Here is a 13,519-nt window from a genome sequence, read left to right as displayed (position 1 = left end):
GTAATCGCACGTGTGCTGCATCGGCCCGGATGCACAGGGTGCATGTCCGGCATAGGGCTTTTTAAGAGGGAATGGATAGTGCTAGTTTTTATTGGTTATGCAGTGGTATTGGGATCGGTGTTCGGCGGCTACGCACTGATGGGCGGGCATCTGGGCGTGCTGTTTCAGCCGATCGAAGTGCTGATGATAGGCGGTGCCGGCATTGGCGCCTTTGTGGTCGGCAATAACGGCAAGGCAATCCGTGCCACGTTGAAGGAATTGCCTAAGCTGCTGCGCAGTTCCAAACACGACAAGGCGCTGTATATGGAGCTGATGGCGCTGTTGTATGTGCTGTTGGCAAAAGGCCGGAAGGACGGCATGCTGGCGCTGGAATCCGATATCGACGATCCGAATAACAGTCCGGTGTTCGCGCAATACCCGTTGATATTGAGCGATCCCGGCGTGATTGAGTTTCTGACGGATTATTTGCGCCTGATTGTCAGCGGCAATATGGATGCGTTCGAAATCGAATCGCTGATGGATCACGAGATTGAAACCTACAAGCATGAGGCCGAGGTGCCGGCCCAAAGTTTGTCCAAGGTAGGCGACGCCTTGCCGGCATTCGGGATTGTTGCGGCGGTCATGGGGGTGGTGCATGCGCTGGGCTCGGCGGATTTGCCGCCGGCGCAAATGGGGGAATTGATTGCCCATGCGATGGTCGGTACTTTCCTCGGCATTTTGCTGGCCTATGGCTTCGTGTCGCCGTTAGCGACATTGATTGAACATCAGGTCGCCGAGTCGACCAAGCTGTATCAATGCATGAAGGTGACCTTGCTGGCCAGCCTGAACGGTTACGCGCCCCAGCTGGCGGTCGAATTCGGCCGCAAGGTGCTGTACTCCACCGAACGGCCATCCTTCTCCGAGCTCGACCAGCATGTACGCGAAGTCAAGAGCCGCTGATGACCAATAGATTATTGTGCACGACCGTGATGCGGAGAGGCAATGAGTAAAGAAAAACATCGCATCGTCGTAAGACGCCATGCAAACGCCAAACATCCGCACCACGGAGGCGGCTGGAAAATTGCTTACGCCGACTTCATGACTGCGATGATGGCGTTCTTTCTGGTGATGTGGCTATTGGCGATTGCGTCGCCGAAACAACTGGCCGGCATTGCGGAGTATTTCCGCATGCCGCTGAAGGTGGCGATAAATGGCGGGCCCAAAAGCAGCATGAGCAGCGGCGTCATTCCCGGCGGCGGTCAGGACCCGAGCCGGGTGGATGGCGAAGTCAGGCGCTCTGCTGGCGATGCCGGCGATACTGAGCGGTTGCGGGAGTTGAAGCAGCGCCTGGATCAGGTGATCGATGCCAATCCGCTGCTCAGGCAGTTCCGGCCCCAACTGTTGATTGATATCACCAGCGAAGGCTTGCGGATTCAGATTGTCGATAGCCGGAAGCGGCCGATGTTCAATCTGTCGAGTGCCACGGTCGAGCCTTACATGCGCGTGATCTTACGAGAAATCGGGCCGGTCCTGAATGACTTGCCGAACAAGATCACCTTGTCCGGCCATACCGACGCCACGCCTTATGTGGCGGGTGGAAAATCCTATAGCAATTGGGAATTGTCGGCTGACCGGGCCAACGCGTCGCGCCGCGAGCTGGTCGCCGGCGGCATGACGGAGGCCAAGGTGTTGCGGGTAACGGGAGTGGCCTCGACCATGCATTTGAACAAGGAAGATCCTCTGGATCCGGTGAATCGGCGGATCAGCATTATTGTGCTGAATCGACGCGCGCAGACGCAGATCGAGCGCGAGAACGCCACCAATAGGAACGCCGCCGGCAGGCTCCCCTCGGAACAAAATGCCGGCAGTGACAACGTCGATATCGGCACGGCCGGCCCGCCAGATGCAGCCGGCCAATTGCGGGCGGTATTGCCGGCGCCAGCGGTCAAGCCACTTGCGCCGAAGTCATAGGATGTGATTACCCATGGACATTACCGAGTTTTACCAGACCTTCTTTGAGGAAGCCGATGAATTGCTCGCTGAAATGGAGCAATTGCTGCTGGGACTCGACATCGACAGGCCTGACAGCGAGCATTTGAATGCCATATTTCGCGCCGCGCATTCGATCAAGGGCGGCGCTGCAACGTTCGGTTTTGCCGCCCTGACGGAGACGACGCATCTTCTGGAAAATCTGCTGGACCGGGCGCGGCAACGTCAATTGACGTTGCGCAAGGAAATGATCGATGGTTTTCTGGAAACCAAAGACGCGTTGCAAGAACAATTAGGCGCTTATCGCGCCGGCACGGAACCGGAACCGGCGTCGGTTGCCCGCATCTGCGCGCTGTTGCGGCAGATGGAGGAGGAAGGTGGCGCAAGCGCCGCTGCCGCCGAAGCGATGGCGCTGCCGTCCCCTGCAGCGCCAGCTAACCCAGCGGGCTCAACCCGCCTGAAGGTTCGCTTTATCGACATCTCCGAGAGCGATCGTTCCTTGCTGACCGGCGAGTTGGCCAATCTGGGTGAAGTGCTTGAGCAGACCCAAACCGAGGACAGTTCGACGCTGTGGTTGCAGACCGCATGCGATCCCGACGACATCATCGCGGTGTGCTGTTTTATTGTCGACGTGGACCAGATCGAGATCAGTCGCGCAGCGGTCGATGCGGTCAAGCCGGCGCAAGCCGCCCCGAACGCTGACCCGCACGCAGGTATAGCAAAAGAATCCAGTTCGATTCGCGTCGATGTCGAGAAGGTCGACCAGATTATCAATCTGGTGGGCGAATTGGTGATTACGCAATCGATGCTGGCGCAAACCGCTGCGACCCTTGATTCCGTCCTGCATGAGCGCCTATTCGGCGGCATGGGGCAGTTGCAGCGCAACGCCCGCGATTTGCAGGAAGCGGTGATGTCGATCCGGATGATGCAAATGGAGTATGTATTCAGCCGCTTCCCGCGCCTGGTGCGCGACCTGAGCGCCAAACTGGGCAAGCAAGTGCAGCTCGAGACCTTGGGTAAAGCGACGGAACTCGACAAAAGCCTGATCGAACGTATCGTTGATCCGTTGACGCATCTGGTCCGGAATAGTCTCGATCATGGGATTGAAAGGCCGGAACAACGGATCGCCGCCGGCAAGGACCCGCTCGGCCGCTTGCTGCTGTCGGCCCAGCATCGGGGCGGCAACATCGTGATCGAAGTCAGCGATGACGGCGCCGGCCTGGATCGAGAGAAAATTCTGGCCAAGGCGATGCAGCAGGGCATGCCGATAGACGACGCGGAGGCTATTTCGGACGACGAAGTCTGGCAATTGATTTTCGCTCCAGGATTTTCCACCGCTGAAAAAGTCACCGATGTTTCCGGACGCGGCGTCGGTATGGACGTCGTCAAACGGAATATCCAGGAGCTGGGCGGCCATGTCGGCATCGCATCGCGGCAGGGCAAGGGCAGCACCGTCAAGATCGTCCTGCCGCTGACATTGGCGATTCTGGACGGGATGTCGGTGCAGGTCGGAAACGAAGTATACATTTTGCCGCTGAACTACGTGATCGAGTCGTTACAGCCGCGCGCGGAAGATATCTACGCTGTCACCCACGACCAGCGGGTGCTGCACGTGCGCGGCGAATATTTGCCGCTCTACGCACTGCATCGGGTGTTTGATGTCGCCGCTGCGCGCCGCGATCCGACGCAAGGGATTGTAGTGATCGTGCAGGCGGAAGGCCGGCGTTTCGCATTATTGGTCGATCAACTGGTCGGTCAGCATCAGGTTGTGGTGAAAAATCTGGAAACCAACTATCGCAAAGTCCCCGGCATTTCTGCTGCCACCATCTTGGGTGACGGCAGCGTTGCATTGATTGTCGATGTGGCGACATTGCAGCGCGGGCAGCGTGAAATGAACATGACCCTTACATAAGGAGAGAGATGGTTGCGCTAAATAAAGTGGATACGCCGGAAGATGGCGCAGAACGGGATGGAGAAAAATTCCTGGTCTTTACACTCGGCACCGAAGAGTACGGCATAGACATTCTGCGGGTGCAGGAAATCCGTGATTATGAAGCCGTGACGCGCATCGCGCATGCGCCGGAATTTATCAAGGGCGTGACCAATTTGCGCGGCATCATCGTGCCGATTGTCGATTTGCGCATCAAGTTCGGGCTGGAAAATATTCAATACAACCAGCAGACCGTGGTCATCATCCTGAACATCCGCAAGCGCGTGGTCGGCATCCTGGTGGATGGCGTCTCCGATGTGCTGACGCTCAGCGCGGACCAGATCAAGCCGGCGCCGGAGTTTGGCGCCGCGCCAGCGGCCGAATATCTGACCGGACTCGGTGCGATAGAACAACGCATGTTGATTCTGCTTGATATCGAAAGATTGATGTGCAGCGACGATATGGCGTTGTTTGACACTGCGCTCTAGCTGGTTCTGGTCACCTTGCTCAGATGGCGCGGACAATCGGGGTCCATGCCGCGGGCGACCGATAGCTGCGCGGCCATCACATAAAATGCCTGAATGGCGACTATCGGATCCAGATCGGGGGTCGCTGCGGTCGGCAGCGTCAGGTCGCGTTCGGCGATGTCGTCCGGCGCTGCCAGCAACACTTTGGCGCCGCGTCCGCGCATTTCTTCAGCGAGTTTCAGCAAGCCGGCCTGGGTTGGCCCGCGGGTGGCGAACAGCAGCAGAGGGTAGCCTTCGGCGATCAGCGCCATGGGGCCGTGTTTGATTTCGGCAGCGCTGAATGCTTCGGCCTGAATGGCCGAGGTTTCCTTGAATTTCAGCGCCGATTCCAGCGCCAGCGGGAAGCTGATGCCGCGTCCGACCACCATGATATTGGTGGCTGGCGTGAGTGCCTCCAGCGCGGCCGACCAGTCGCAACGGCTGGCGGCATCCAGTGCTTCCGGCAGCGTATCGAGCGCCGCCAGGAAGGCCGGATCGTCTTGCCAATGCGCGGTCAGCAGAGCCCCGGCGACCAGGCTGGCGATAAAACTCTTGGTGGCGGCGATGCTGAGTTCAGCGCCGGCGTGCAGCGGCATGCTCCATTCGGCGCTGGTGGCCAGCTTTGATGCGGCGTCGTTCACCAATGCCACGGTGGTGGCCCCGCCCGCACGGAAATAACGGATCGGTTCGATCACATCCGGGCTCTGGCCCGATTGCGAAATCGCAATGGCGAGCGCCTCGCGCGCCAGCAGCGGGGCTTTGTTCAACGTCACCAGCGACATCGGCAATGACGCGACGATGCGTCCGAGCCGGGCCATGATCAGGTAAGCGCAGTAACTGGCGGCGTGATCCGAGCTGCCGCGGGCCACGGTCAGGATGCTGGCTGGCGGTGCCGCGCGCAGCCTGCGGCCGAGTTCGGCATAGCGTTCACGATCCTGTCCCAGCTGGACGGCTACATGGGCGCTGGCCGAGCAGGCTTCTTTAAGCATGAGTGAGCTTGAGGTCAATCGATTCTCCTTCTACGTACACTGCTTTGAGGTTGAGCTGGCGGTCAAACACCAGAATGTCGGCGAAACAGCCGGTTTTCAGACGGCCGCGTTCCGTGAGGCCAAGATAATCGGCCGGATAAGTCGAAGTGCGCAACGAGGCTTCGGCCAGATCGAGCCCGAGCGACACCAGGTTGCGCAAGGCCTGATCCATGGTCAGCGTACTGCCGGCCAGCGTGCCGTCGGCGAGGCGCACGCCGCCCAGGCATTTATGGACGACTTGCCGTCCCAGCATGTATTCGCCGTCCGGCATGCCGGACGCTGCGGTCGAATCGGTCACGCAATACAAGCGTGGAATGGCGCGCAATGCGGTTTTGATGGCGCCGGGATGCACGTGCAGCAGGTCGGGAATCAGTTCGGCATATTCGGCATGCGCCAGGGCGGCGCCGGCCATGCCTGGCGCGCGATGATGGAAGGAACTCATGGCATTGAACAGATGCGTAAATCCGGCGGCGCCATTGTTGAGCGCGGCGACGCCGTCCTCGTAGGTGCCGAGCGTATGACCGATCTGCACCCGCATGCCGCTGGCGCTCAGGGTCTTGAGCAAGGCCAGATGGCCATCCACTTCCGGCGCGATCGTAATCAGTTTCAGCGGCGCGAAACTGCGCAGCCAGTCGACCTGTTCGAGTGTTGCTTCCACAGCAAAGTCAGGTTGCGCGCCAAGTTTGCCCGGATTGATGTACGGACCTTCCAGATGGGCGCCCAGCACGCGCGCGCAGCCAGCGCGGCGCGCCAGACAGGCGCGGCCGATGGCGCTCAATGCAGCTTCAAGATCGGCCGGCGGCGCTGTCATGGTGGTCGCCAGCATGCTGGTAGTACCATGCTGCGCATGCATCCTGGCGATCACATGCACCGCTTCGCCGGCATCCATGACGTCCCGGCCGCCGCCGCCATGGACATGCAAATCGATAAAGCCGGGCAAGATGTAGTCGCCGCTATGGGTGTCTTGCGTCGGATCGCCATCCAGGGCGTCGCCGCTGATGCCGGTGATCAGATCGTTGAAGCTGATGGCACCGGCGATCCAGCCCCGGGTGGTCAGCACGTTGCCGTGCAGTTGTGTGATCGAAGACATCAGATTTGCTCCGCAAGGTGTTGACGAATCAGCAGCAGGCCGCCGGTTGCCGAATCCGCCAGCGGCGCGGCGGCGCGCAGTTGCAAGGCCGGCGGCAAATAATCGCGCAGCGCCTGCGCCAGGCCACCGCATAGCGCCAGCGGCAACTGGCCGGATGGATCCAGTGCGGATGCCATTCTGGCTATCTCCAGGCCGGCTTGATCCATCATACTGCGCGCTACGTCGTCGCGGGCGGCGTGCTGGACGATCAGGGGCGCCAATTGCGCATACATGCTCTGGTTAGCCTGCGCCAGCCAGCCGAGCACGCTGGCGCGATTGCCCTGGTCGCTGCCGTCGCCGCCGCAGTGCGCGATGACGCTCGCGGCCAGCGGACAGCATGGCGCGCGGCCGTCGAACACCTGTTGCACATAATTGATCGCCAGCAAGCCCAGCCAGGCGCCGCTGGCCTCATCGCCGGACGGAAAGCCCCAGCCCCCGACTATCCGTTGTACGCCATCGGGCTGGAGCACCGCGCCGATACTGCCGGTGCCCAGCGCAATGATGGCCCCCGGCCGGCCCTGATGGGCGCCGAGCAGGGTGGTAATCGCATCCGAAACGACGGCAATGCGGCCGAAGCCCGGGTTCAACGCCGTGAACTCCGCAGCCCATGCCGGCACATTTACACCGGACAGGCCGAAACCCGCCGCCATCCGTTCGTAGGGCGGCGGCGCTACGCCAGCGTTGCGAAAGCCTTCATTAATCGCGGAGCCGATAGCGGCCCAGGCTTTATCCCGGCCATGCATGAGTGCCGATGGTCCGCCGGTGGCCTCGGCGATCCCGGTGCCGTCCGCACGTGCGATACGCACCTGGGTTTTGGTGCCGCCGCCGTCGACGCCGATCAAGTAGTCGTAAACCGAGTCATGCGCTGTTTTCACTTCGAGTCCTGTTTTTTGGGGCAGAGGGGCAAAAGTTTATCTATTTTCTTGTCCGATGGGGACATTTAACATAGGAGGGTTCTGTAGGTTCTGCTGTGGCGGCGTGGTTTGTTTGGATGAAATCATGTTCCCCGGCTTGACGCGGCGCAGCGCCTGGCCGTTGGCATCGAATACATGAAATGCGCTGCTGGCGGCCGACAGGATAATGTTCTCACCGATACGGACGGGATTGTTGCCGTCGCCGCGCACCACCACATCCTGACCGTTTTGCAGCGTGACATAAATGAAATTCGCTTCGCCCAGATGCTCGACGATGTTGACCGTGCCGCTGAAGGCTTCACTGCCATTGTGATTTTCCAGAATGTGCTCGGCACGTAAGCCTAAGGTGACTTGATCACCGATGCGGAGAATGCCATTGGCTTCGGTGGCGCAGACATCGGCACGCACTTCCTGGCCGCCCTCCAGTTGCACTGTCAGGCAATCCGCTTCGATAGCAGTCACCAGTCCCTGAAACAGATTCATTTTCGGCGAGCCGATAAACGTCGCCACAAATAAATTCTGCGGCTGCTGATACAACTCCAGCGGTGTCCCTGCCTGTTGAATATGGCCATCGTTCATGACCACGATTTTGTCGCCCAGCGTCATCGCTTCAACCTGATCGTGGGTGACGTAGACGATGGTGGCCGCCAGTTGCCGGTGCAGTTTGGCGATCTCAAGGCGGGTCTGCACGCGCAGGGCGGCATCCAGATTGGAGAGCGGCTCATCGAACAGGAACAGCTTCGGTTCGCGCACAATCGCGCGGCCGATGGCGACGCGCTGGCGCTGGCCGCCGGATAGCTCACGCGGCAGCCGCTCCAGCAAATGATCGATCTTCAGAATCCCGGCGGCATGGCGGATGCGCTGGTCGATCGCCGCTTTGTCGGTACCGGCGACTTTCAGGCCGAACGCCATGTTTTTATACACCGTCATGTGCGGATACAGCGCATAGCTTTGGAACACCATGGCGATACCGCGCTCGGCCGGCGGCAGATGATTGACGACCTGATCGCCGATGGACAATTCGCCGCCGCTGATGTCTTCCAGGCCGCACAGCATGCGCAGCAAGGTCGATTTGCCGCAACCGGACGGTCCGACCAGCACGCAGAATTCGCCGTCCTCGACTTCAAGATTGATCCCGGCCAGCACATCCTGCTTGCCATCGTAAGTTTTTCTGAGTTGTTTGATACTGACGTTAGCCATGGTGTTTACCTGTTTTACCGTGAGATGTTAGTTTATTTCACCGCGCCGGAGGTCAGGCCGCGTATCAGTTGGCGTGAAAACAATACGTACAGAATCAGAATCGGAATCACTGCCATCGACAGGGCTGCCAGCACCGAATTCCAGTCGGTGACGTACTGGCCGATGAATTGCTGGACGCCGAGCGTCACGGTCTTGGTGTCGTCGCCGGGTGCCAGAATCAATGGGAACCAGAGGTCGTTCCAGGCCGGAATCATCGTGAACACCGCGACGGTGGCAATCGCCGGCCGAATCAGCGGCAGAATGACCTGGAAAAAAATCTTGAATTCGCCGACCCCGTCGCAACGCGCCGCCTCCTTCAATTCCTTTGGTATCTGGCGAATGAATTCGGACAGTATCATCACGGCCAGCGGCAAGCCCTGGGCGGCGTACACCAGTATCAAGGCGGTGCGGGTATTGATCAGGTTGAGCGCCACGACCAACTGCAGGATCGACACGGTGCCAAGCCGGATCGGAATCATGATGCCGAGCGCCAGATACAGCGCCATCCAGCGATTGCCGCGGAATTTGTATTCCGATAGCGCCCAGCCTGCCATGGCGCCGAACAATACGATCAGCAGCAATGCGCCGAGCGTGACGATCAGGCTGTTGCCGAAATACAGCATGAAGTTGGTGTTGGTCAGCACCTTCTGAAAACCGATCAGCGAGAAGGTGTCCATGCCTGGCAACGCCAGCGGATTGTCAAAGATGGCGGCGCGCGATTTGACCGAGTTGATCAGGATCAGCGCAATCGGAAACAGCGCAATCAGCGCATACGCGCACAGCACGATGTGGACCCAGATGCGGCCGAGATTGCTGAATGGACGACGTGGCAGGTAAGAGGATGCGTTCATATTTACAGTTCGTAGCGTGTCAGCTTGCGCTGGACGAAATAGAAATACACGGCAACGCCGTGCAGGATGACCAGGAACATCAGGGTCGCCACGGCGGCGCCCATGGTCGGGCTGCCGACTTGCGCCTGATAGCCGAAGAAGGTGCGATAAAAGAATGTGCCAAGCAGGTCGGTCGAATAATTCGGTCCGGCCAGCGCGCCCTTGACCGAGTAGATCAAATCAAACGCATTGAAATTGGCGACGAAGGTCAGAATCGTCACCAGCCCCAGGGTGGGCAGAATCAGCGGCAGCTTGATTTGCCAGAAGATGCGCAAGCCGCCGGCGCCTTCGGCATGCGCGGCTTCCAGCACTTCCTCCGGCACGGCCAGCAACGCGGCATAGATCAGCATCATCGGGATGCCGATGTATTGCCAGACCGAGATCAGCGCCAGCGTGATCAGCGCGGTAGTTTGCTGGCCTAGCCATGGCGCGAACAAGTCGGCCATGCCGACGAAGCCCATCAGCTTTTCACCGACGCCCCACAACGGCGACAGAATCAGTTGCCAGATGAAGCCGATGATGACCACGGATAACAGCGTCGGCAAAAAAATCATGGTGCGATAGCTGCGTGCCCAGCGCAGGCCTTTCAAGCTGAACAGCGTCGCCAGCAACAGTCCTATCGGGTTTTGCAACAGCATGTGGATCGCGAAAAACTTGCCGTTGTTCCACATCGCATTCCAGAACGCGGCGGACCAGTCGGAATCGAACAGGATGGTGTGATAGTTGGACAGGCCGACGAAGGTATGGACGCCGGCGTCGCTGCTGCTGTAGAAGCCGAGCCGGAGTGTGTCCAGCAGCGGCAGCGCGCTGAACATCGAATAGATGACCACCGCCGGCGCCAGAAAAACTGCGATATGCCAGGGAAATGCTTTTTTCACTGCGAATCTCCAGACATTTATTTTTGCTGCGGCTTGTACCACTTGGCAAAACCGGTCTCGATTTGCGCGGCGGCATCCTTGGGCGCCAGTTTGCCGTTGAGGACTTGCGCATTCACGTTCCACAGTTCGTTTTCCATGCTGGGCGTGCCACGGTTAAGAATTTGCGCGTTCAGGCGAATGGTCGATGCGCATGTCTTGCGCCAGTCGATCATTTGCTTGGCGACCGGATCCTTTACCGAGATCAGGTGATTCGAGAGCGAGAAGAAGCCGGTGACCTTGTTGGTGTAGATGTCGGCGAATTCCTGCGAGCCTAGCCACGCCAGGAATTTGTAGGCGTCTTCCTTGTTCCTGGACTTCTTGTTGATGCCCATGCCGATATCGTTGTGATCGGAAATGTAGCATTTGTCGCCAGCTTTAGGCACGGGCGGCGGGAAGGCGCCCATTTCAAATTTGGCATTGCTGTTGAAGTAGGCGATATCCCAGGAGCCGGTTGGATAGATCGCCGCTTTGCCCAAGGCAAACTGGTTTTGGCTGTCGCCATAGGTTTGCGAGCTGGCACCCCTGGACAGGTATTTGCCGAGCCTGGCTTCATAGGCGAAGGCCGCGACAAATTGCGGGTCGGTGAATTTTTCCTTGCCGGAGATCAGCGCTTTGCGGCCTTCTTCGCCTTTCCAGTAGTTGGGGCCGACGCCGGTAAATACGATTTGACTGGACTCCCACTGATCGGCGGTGCCGAGCGCCAGCGGCGTGTATTTGCCATTGCCCTTGATGATGTCGAGGATCTTGAAGAATTCCGCCTCGGTCTTCGGCGCTTGAATGTTCAGTTCCTTGAAGATTTTCTGGTTGTACAGGAAGCCGTGCATCACCGAGGCGACCGGCATACAGAAAGTATCTTTGCCATCATCGGTTTGCCACGCGACTTTGGCGGATGCCGGGAAGTTTTCCATGCCGGGCTTGCCATCCAGTTTTTCCAGGTTGCCTTTGTTATACAGCGACAGGGAAACGTCGAACGGGCGGCAGGCGACCAGGTCGCCAGCGGTGCCGCCGGCCAGACGCGCGGTCAGGCTGGAATCGTATTCGGTGGGTGCGGTCGGCGCAAATTTGACCTGGATGCCGGGATTTTTCTTTTGGAAAGCGGGGATCAGGACACTTTCCCACAACGCCTTGTCATCGACCCGCCAGCTTTCTATGGTCAGCGTACCGGCCTGGGCGGTGCCGACGGCGGCAAGTGCGATGAGTACGGCATTGCGGATGGTACGAATTTTGCGAACGGCATGCATTGTTTGTCTCCTCTTTGTTGGATTCCGAAGGTGTCGTGATCGCAGCTCTTTGCTAACGCGAAAAGACAGTAGCACCATAGTAATTGTGATGCCAATCCGACTTGTTTGCATGCAATGAAATTCTGTAAGTGATTGATTTTTATGGATAAGTTTGCTTATCTCAAGAATGCCGGCATTACATATATTTACGTTCGCCTCAGGTCACTCCTCTGTTTTCATCCTGTAAATTTCCGGCGCCAGGCGAGCGCTGCTTTGGTGTCGAAATGAAAATTAATTTATCTTTACAAATCTTTACAAAACGAAGCGTTAACTTCGGCAGAACACGGGCGGGAACTAACGTCTTGCAGCCGACTTACGCTATAGTCACTCGCGATGTGGGACAAGATGAAAATGTTTATATCCATAAAAAAACCAGCGAACGAACGATCGAAGACGGACCTGCGCGCATTCCGGGTCCTGCACTGGTGCAGGCATGCGCTGGTCGGGGGTGCAGTGCTGCCGCTGTTTTCGTATGGCGCGGCAGCGGCTGTTCCGGCAAATTCCCAGGCGGCCTCGCTGCAGGTTTTACATTGGTGGACTTCGGCCGGCGAACGCAAGGCGGTCGACGTGCTGGTCGCCAGACTGGCGCAAGAAAATATCGCATGGCACGACGCGGCGATCCCGGGCGGCGCCGGTCTTGGCGCCGGTAAAGTCCTGAAGAGCAGAATACTGGCGGGCCATGCGCCGGAGGTGACGCAACTTAACGGCGTAGTCTTCGGGGAATGGGCCGATCTCGGCTTGCTGCTGGAACTAGATGATGTGGCCACGGGCTGGAAAAAACTGTTGTTTCCGACGGTCTGGTCGTTGGTGCAAAACCGCGATCATGTGGTCGCCGCTCCGCTCGGCATTCATCGCATCAACACGCTGTTTTATAACCGCAAGGTGTTCGCGCGATTGGGGCTGGCCGTACCCAAAACCTGGGCCGACTTCGAGCGCGTCGCGGCTAAGTTGAAGCAGGCGGGTGTCGTGCCGCTGGCACAGAGCAGTGAAGCGTGGCAGGTCGCCACCTTGTTTGAGACGCTGGTGCTGGCCGAAAGCGGCCCGGCGTATTATCGCCAGCTGTTTGTCGAGTTGCATCCCAACGCCTACAACGATGCGCGTCTGCTGCACGCGCTAAAACGACTGCGCGCGCTCAAGCAGTGGATGCCGGCGCCGCTCAAGGAGCAACCGTGGAACGACATGACGCAGCAACTTGCCGATGGTGAGGCGGCCATGTTTGTGATGGGCGATTGGGCCAAAGGTGAATTGAATGCCTGGGGGCAGGCGACGGATGTCGACTTCGGGTGCAGCACTGTACCGGGCACCACCGACTATCATCTGTATAGCGTGGATACGCTGGCCATGTTTGCCGGCGATTATTCGCATCAGCAGGCGCAGGAGAAGCTGGCCCAGATCGTGATGTCTGCGCCAGTTCAAACCGATTACAATCGATTCAAGGGTGCGATCCCGGTATGGCGTTCTCCGGCCTTGTCGAAAATGGATAGCTGTTCGGTGGCGTCGTGGCAGAGCTTCAGCAAAGGCGCGGCATTTCAGGCGCCGAGTCTGGTGCATAGAATGGCGACCGATGAGATCACCAAGGATGCCATCGTGGCTGAAGTACGACGCTATTTCATGGACGATCAAATAACCGAAGCCGACACGCAACACCGCCTGGCGGCGATTGCACGGACCTCGCCTAAAACAGATAAGTCGGAGTAATGGGCGCAATACCTTCGCAC

12 protein-coding genes are annotated in these 13,519 nt (G+C 58.7%); 5 read left to right on the top strand and 7 right to left on the bottom strand.

Annotated elements, in window-relative coordinates; translation table 11 throughout:
* The first annotated feature begins 78 nt into the window (after positions 1–78).
* The 4 genes from motA to AC3CHX_RS17950 are packed head-to-tail and all read left to right on the top strand — an operon-like array spanning position 79 to position 4,386.
* Positions 79–939, top strand: a complete 861-nt coding sequence (motA, locus tag AC3CHX_RS17965; protein WP_488629390.1) for a flagellar motor stator protein MotA — start codon at positions 79–81, stop codon at positions 937–939.
* Positions 940–981: 42 nt separating this feature from the next.
* A complete protein-coding gene (motB, locus tag AC3CHX_RS17960; RefSeq protein ID WP_488629389.1) occupies positions 982–1,950 on the top strand; it encodes a flagellar motor protein MotB in 969 nt (322 codons plus the stop codon).
* A gap of 13 nt (positions 1,951–1,963) precedes the next feature.
* Positions 1,964–3,880, top strand: a complete 1,917-nt coding sequence (gene cheA / locus AC3CHX_RS17955; protein WP_488629388.1) for a chemotaxis protein CheA — start codon at positions 1,964–1,966, stop codon at positions 3,878–3,880.
* A gap of 8 nt (positions 3,881–3,888) precedes the next feature.
* Positions 3,889–4,386: a chemotaxis protein CheW gene (locus tag AC3CHX_RS17950; protein ID WP_488629387.1), complete on the top strand. Its 498-nt coding sequence runs from the start codon at positions 3,889–3,891 to the stop codon at positions 4,384–4,386.
* Here the strand turns inward: AC3CHX_RS17950 and AC3CHX_RS17945 are convergent.
* The 7 genes from AC3CHX_RS17945 to AC3CHX_RS17915 are packed head-to-tail and all read right to left on the bottom strand — an operon-like array spanning position 4,383 to position 11,762.
* Entirely contained in the window at positions 4,383–5,393 is a 1,011-nt protein-coding gene (locus AC3CHX_RS17945) for an SIS domain-containing protein (RefSeq protein WP_488644853.1), read from the bottom strand. The genes AC3CHX_RS17950 and AC3CHX_RS17945 overlap by 4 nt on opposite strands.
* The gene (nagA, locus tag AC3CHX_RS17940) at positions 5,386–6,522 is read right to left on the bottom strand and encodes an N-acetylglucosamine-6-phosphate deacetylase (RefSeq protein ID WP_488629386.1); all 1,137 of its coding nucleotides are present in this window, start codon (positions 6,520–6,522) and stop codon (positions 5,386–5,388) included. The genes AC3CHX_RS17945 and nagA overlap by 8 nt, the downstream gene beginning before the upstream one ends.
* Positions 6,522–7,436, bottom strand: coding sequence for a glucosamine kinase nucleotide-binding domain-containing protein (locus AC3CHX_RS17935; RefSeq protein WP_488629385.1), 915 nt, complete (start codon positions 7,434–7,436; stop codon positions 6,522–6,524). Before AC3CHX_RS17935 ends, nagA begins: the two co-directional genes overlap by 1 nt.
* 36 nt (positions 7,437–7,472) lie before the next feature.
* Positions 7,473–8,675 (bottom strand): ABC transporter ATP-binding protein, encoded by a 1,203-nt coding sequence (locus AC3CHX_RS17930; protein WP_488629384.1) that lies wholly within the window; start codon positions 8,673–8,675, stop codon positions 7,473–7,475.
* Positions 8,676–8,707: 32 nt separating this feature from the next.
* A complete protein-coding gene (locus AC3CHX_RS17925) occupies positions 8,708–9,565 on the bottom strand; it encodes a carbohydrate ABC transporter permease (protein ID WP_488629383.1) in 858 nt (285 codons plus the stop codon).
* Positions 9,566–9,567: 2 nt separating this feature from the next.
* Complete coding sequence (locus AC3CHX_RS17920) at positions 9,568–10,482, bottom strand: carbohydrate ABC transporter permease (RefSeq protein ID WP_488629382.1); 915 nt, start codon at positions 10,480–10,482, stop codon at positions 9,568–9,570.
* 17 nt (positions 10,483–10,499) lie between these two features.
* On the bottom strand, positions 10,500–11,762 hold the full coding sequence (locus tag AC3CHX_RS17915) for an ABC transporter substrate-binding protein (protein WP_488629381.1): 1,263 nt from the start codon (positions 11,760–11,762) through the stop codon (positions 10,500–10,502).
* A gap of 390 nt (positions 11,763–12,152) precedes the next feature.
* Here AC3CHX_RS17915 and AC3CHX_RS17910 point away from each other — a divergent pair, with 390 nt between their 5' ends.
* Positions 12,153–13,499, top strand: a complete 1,347-nt coding sequence (locus AC3CHX_RS17910) for an ABC transporter substrate-binding protein (protein ID WP_488629380.1) — start codon at positions 12,153–12,155, stop codon at positions 13,497–13,499.
* Positions 13,500–13,519: the final 20 nt, after the last annotated feature.

Source organism: Glaciimonas sp. OK215, from assembly GCF_057787885.1.
Note: the sequence above shows the minus strand (reverse complement) of the source record. Positions and strands in the feature narration are given on the sequence as shown.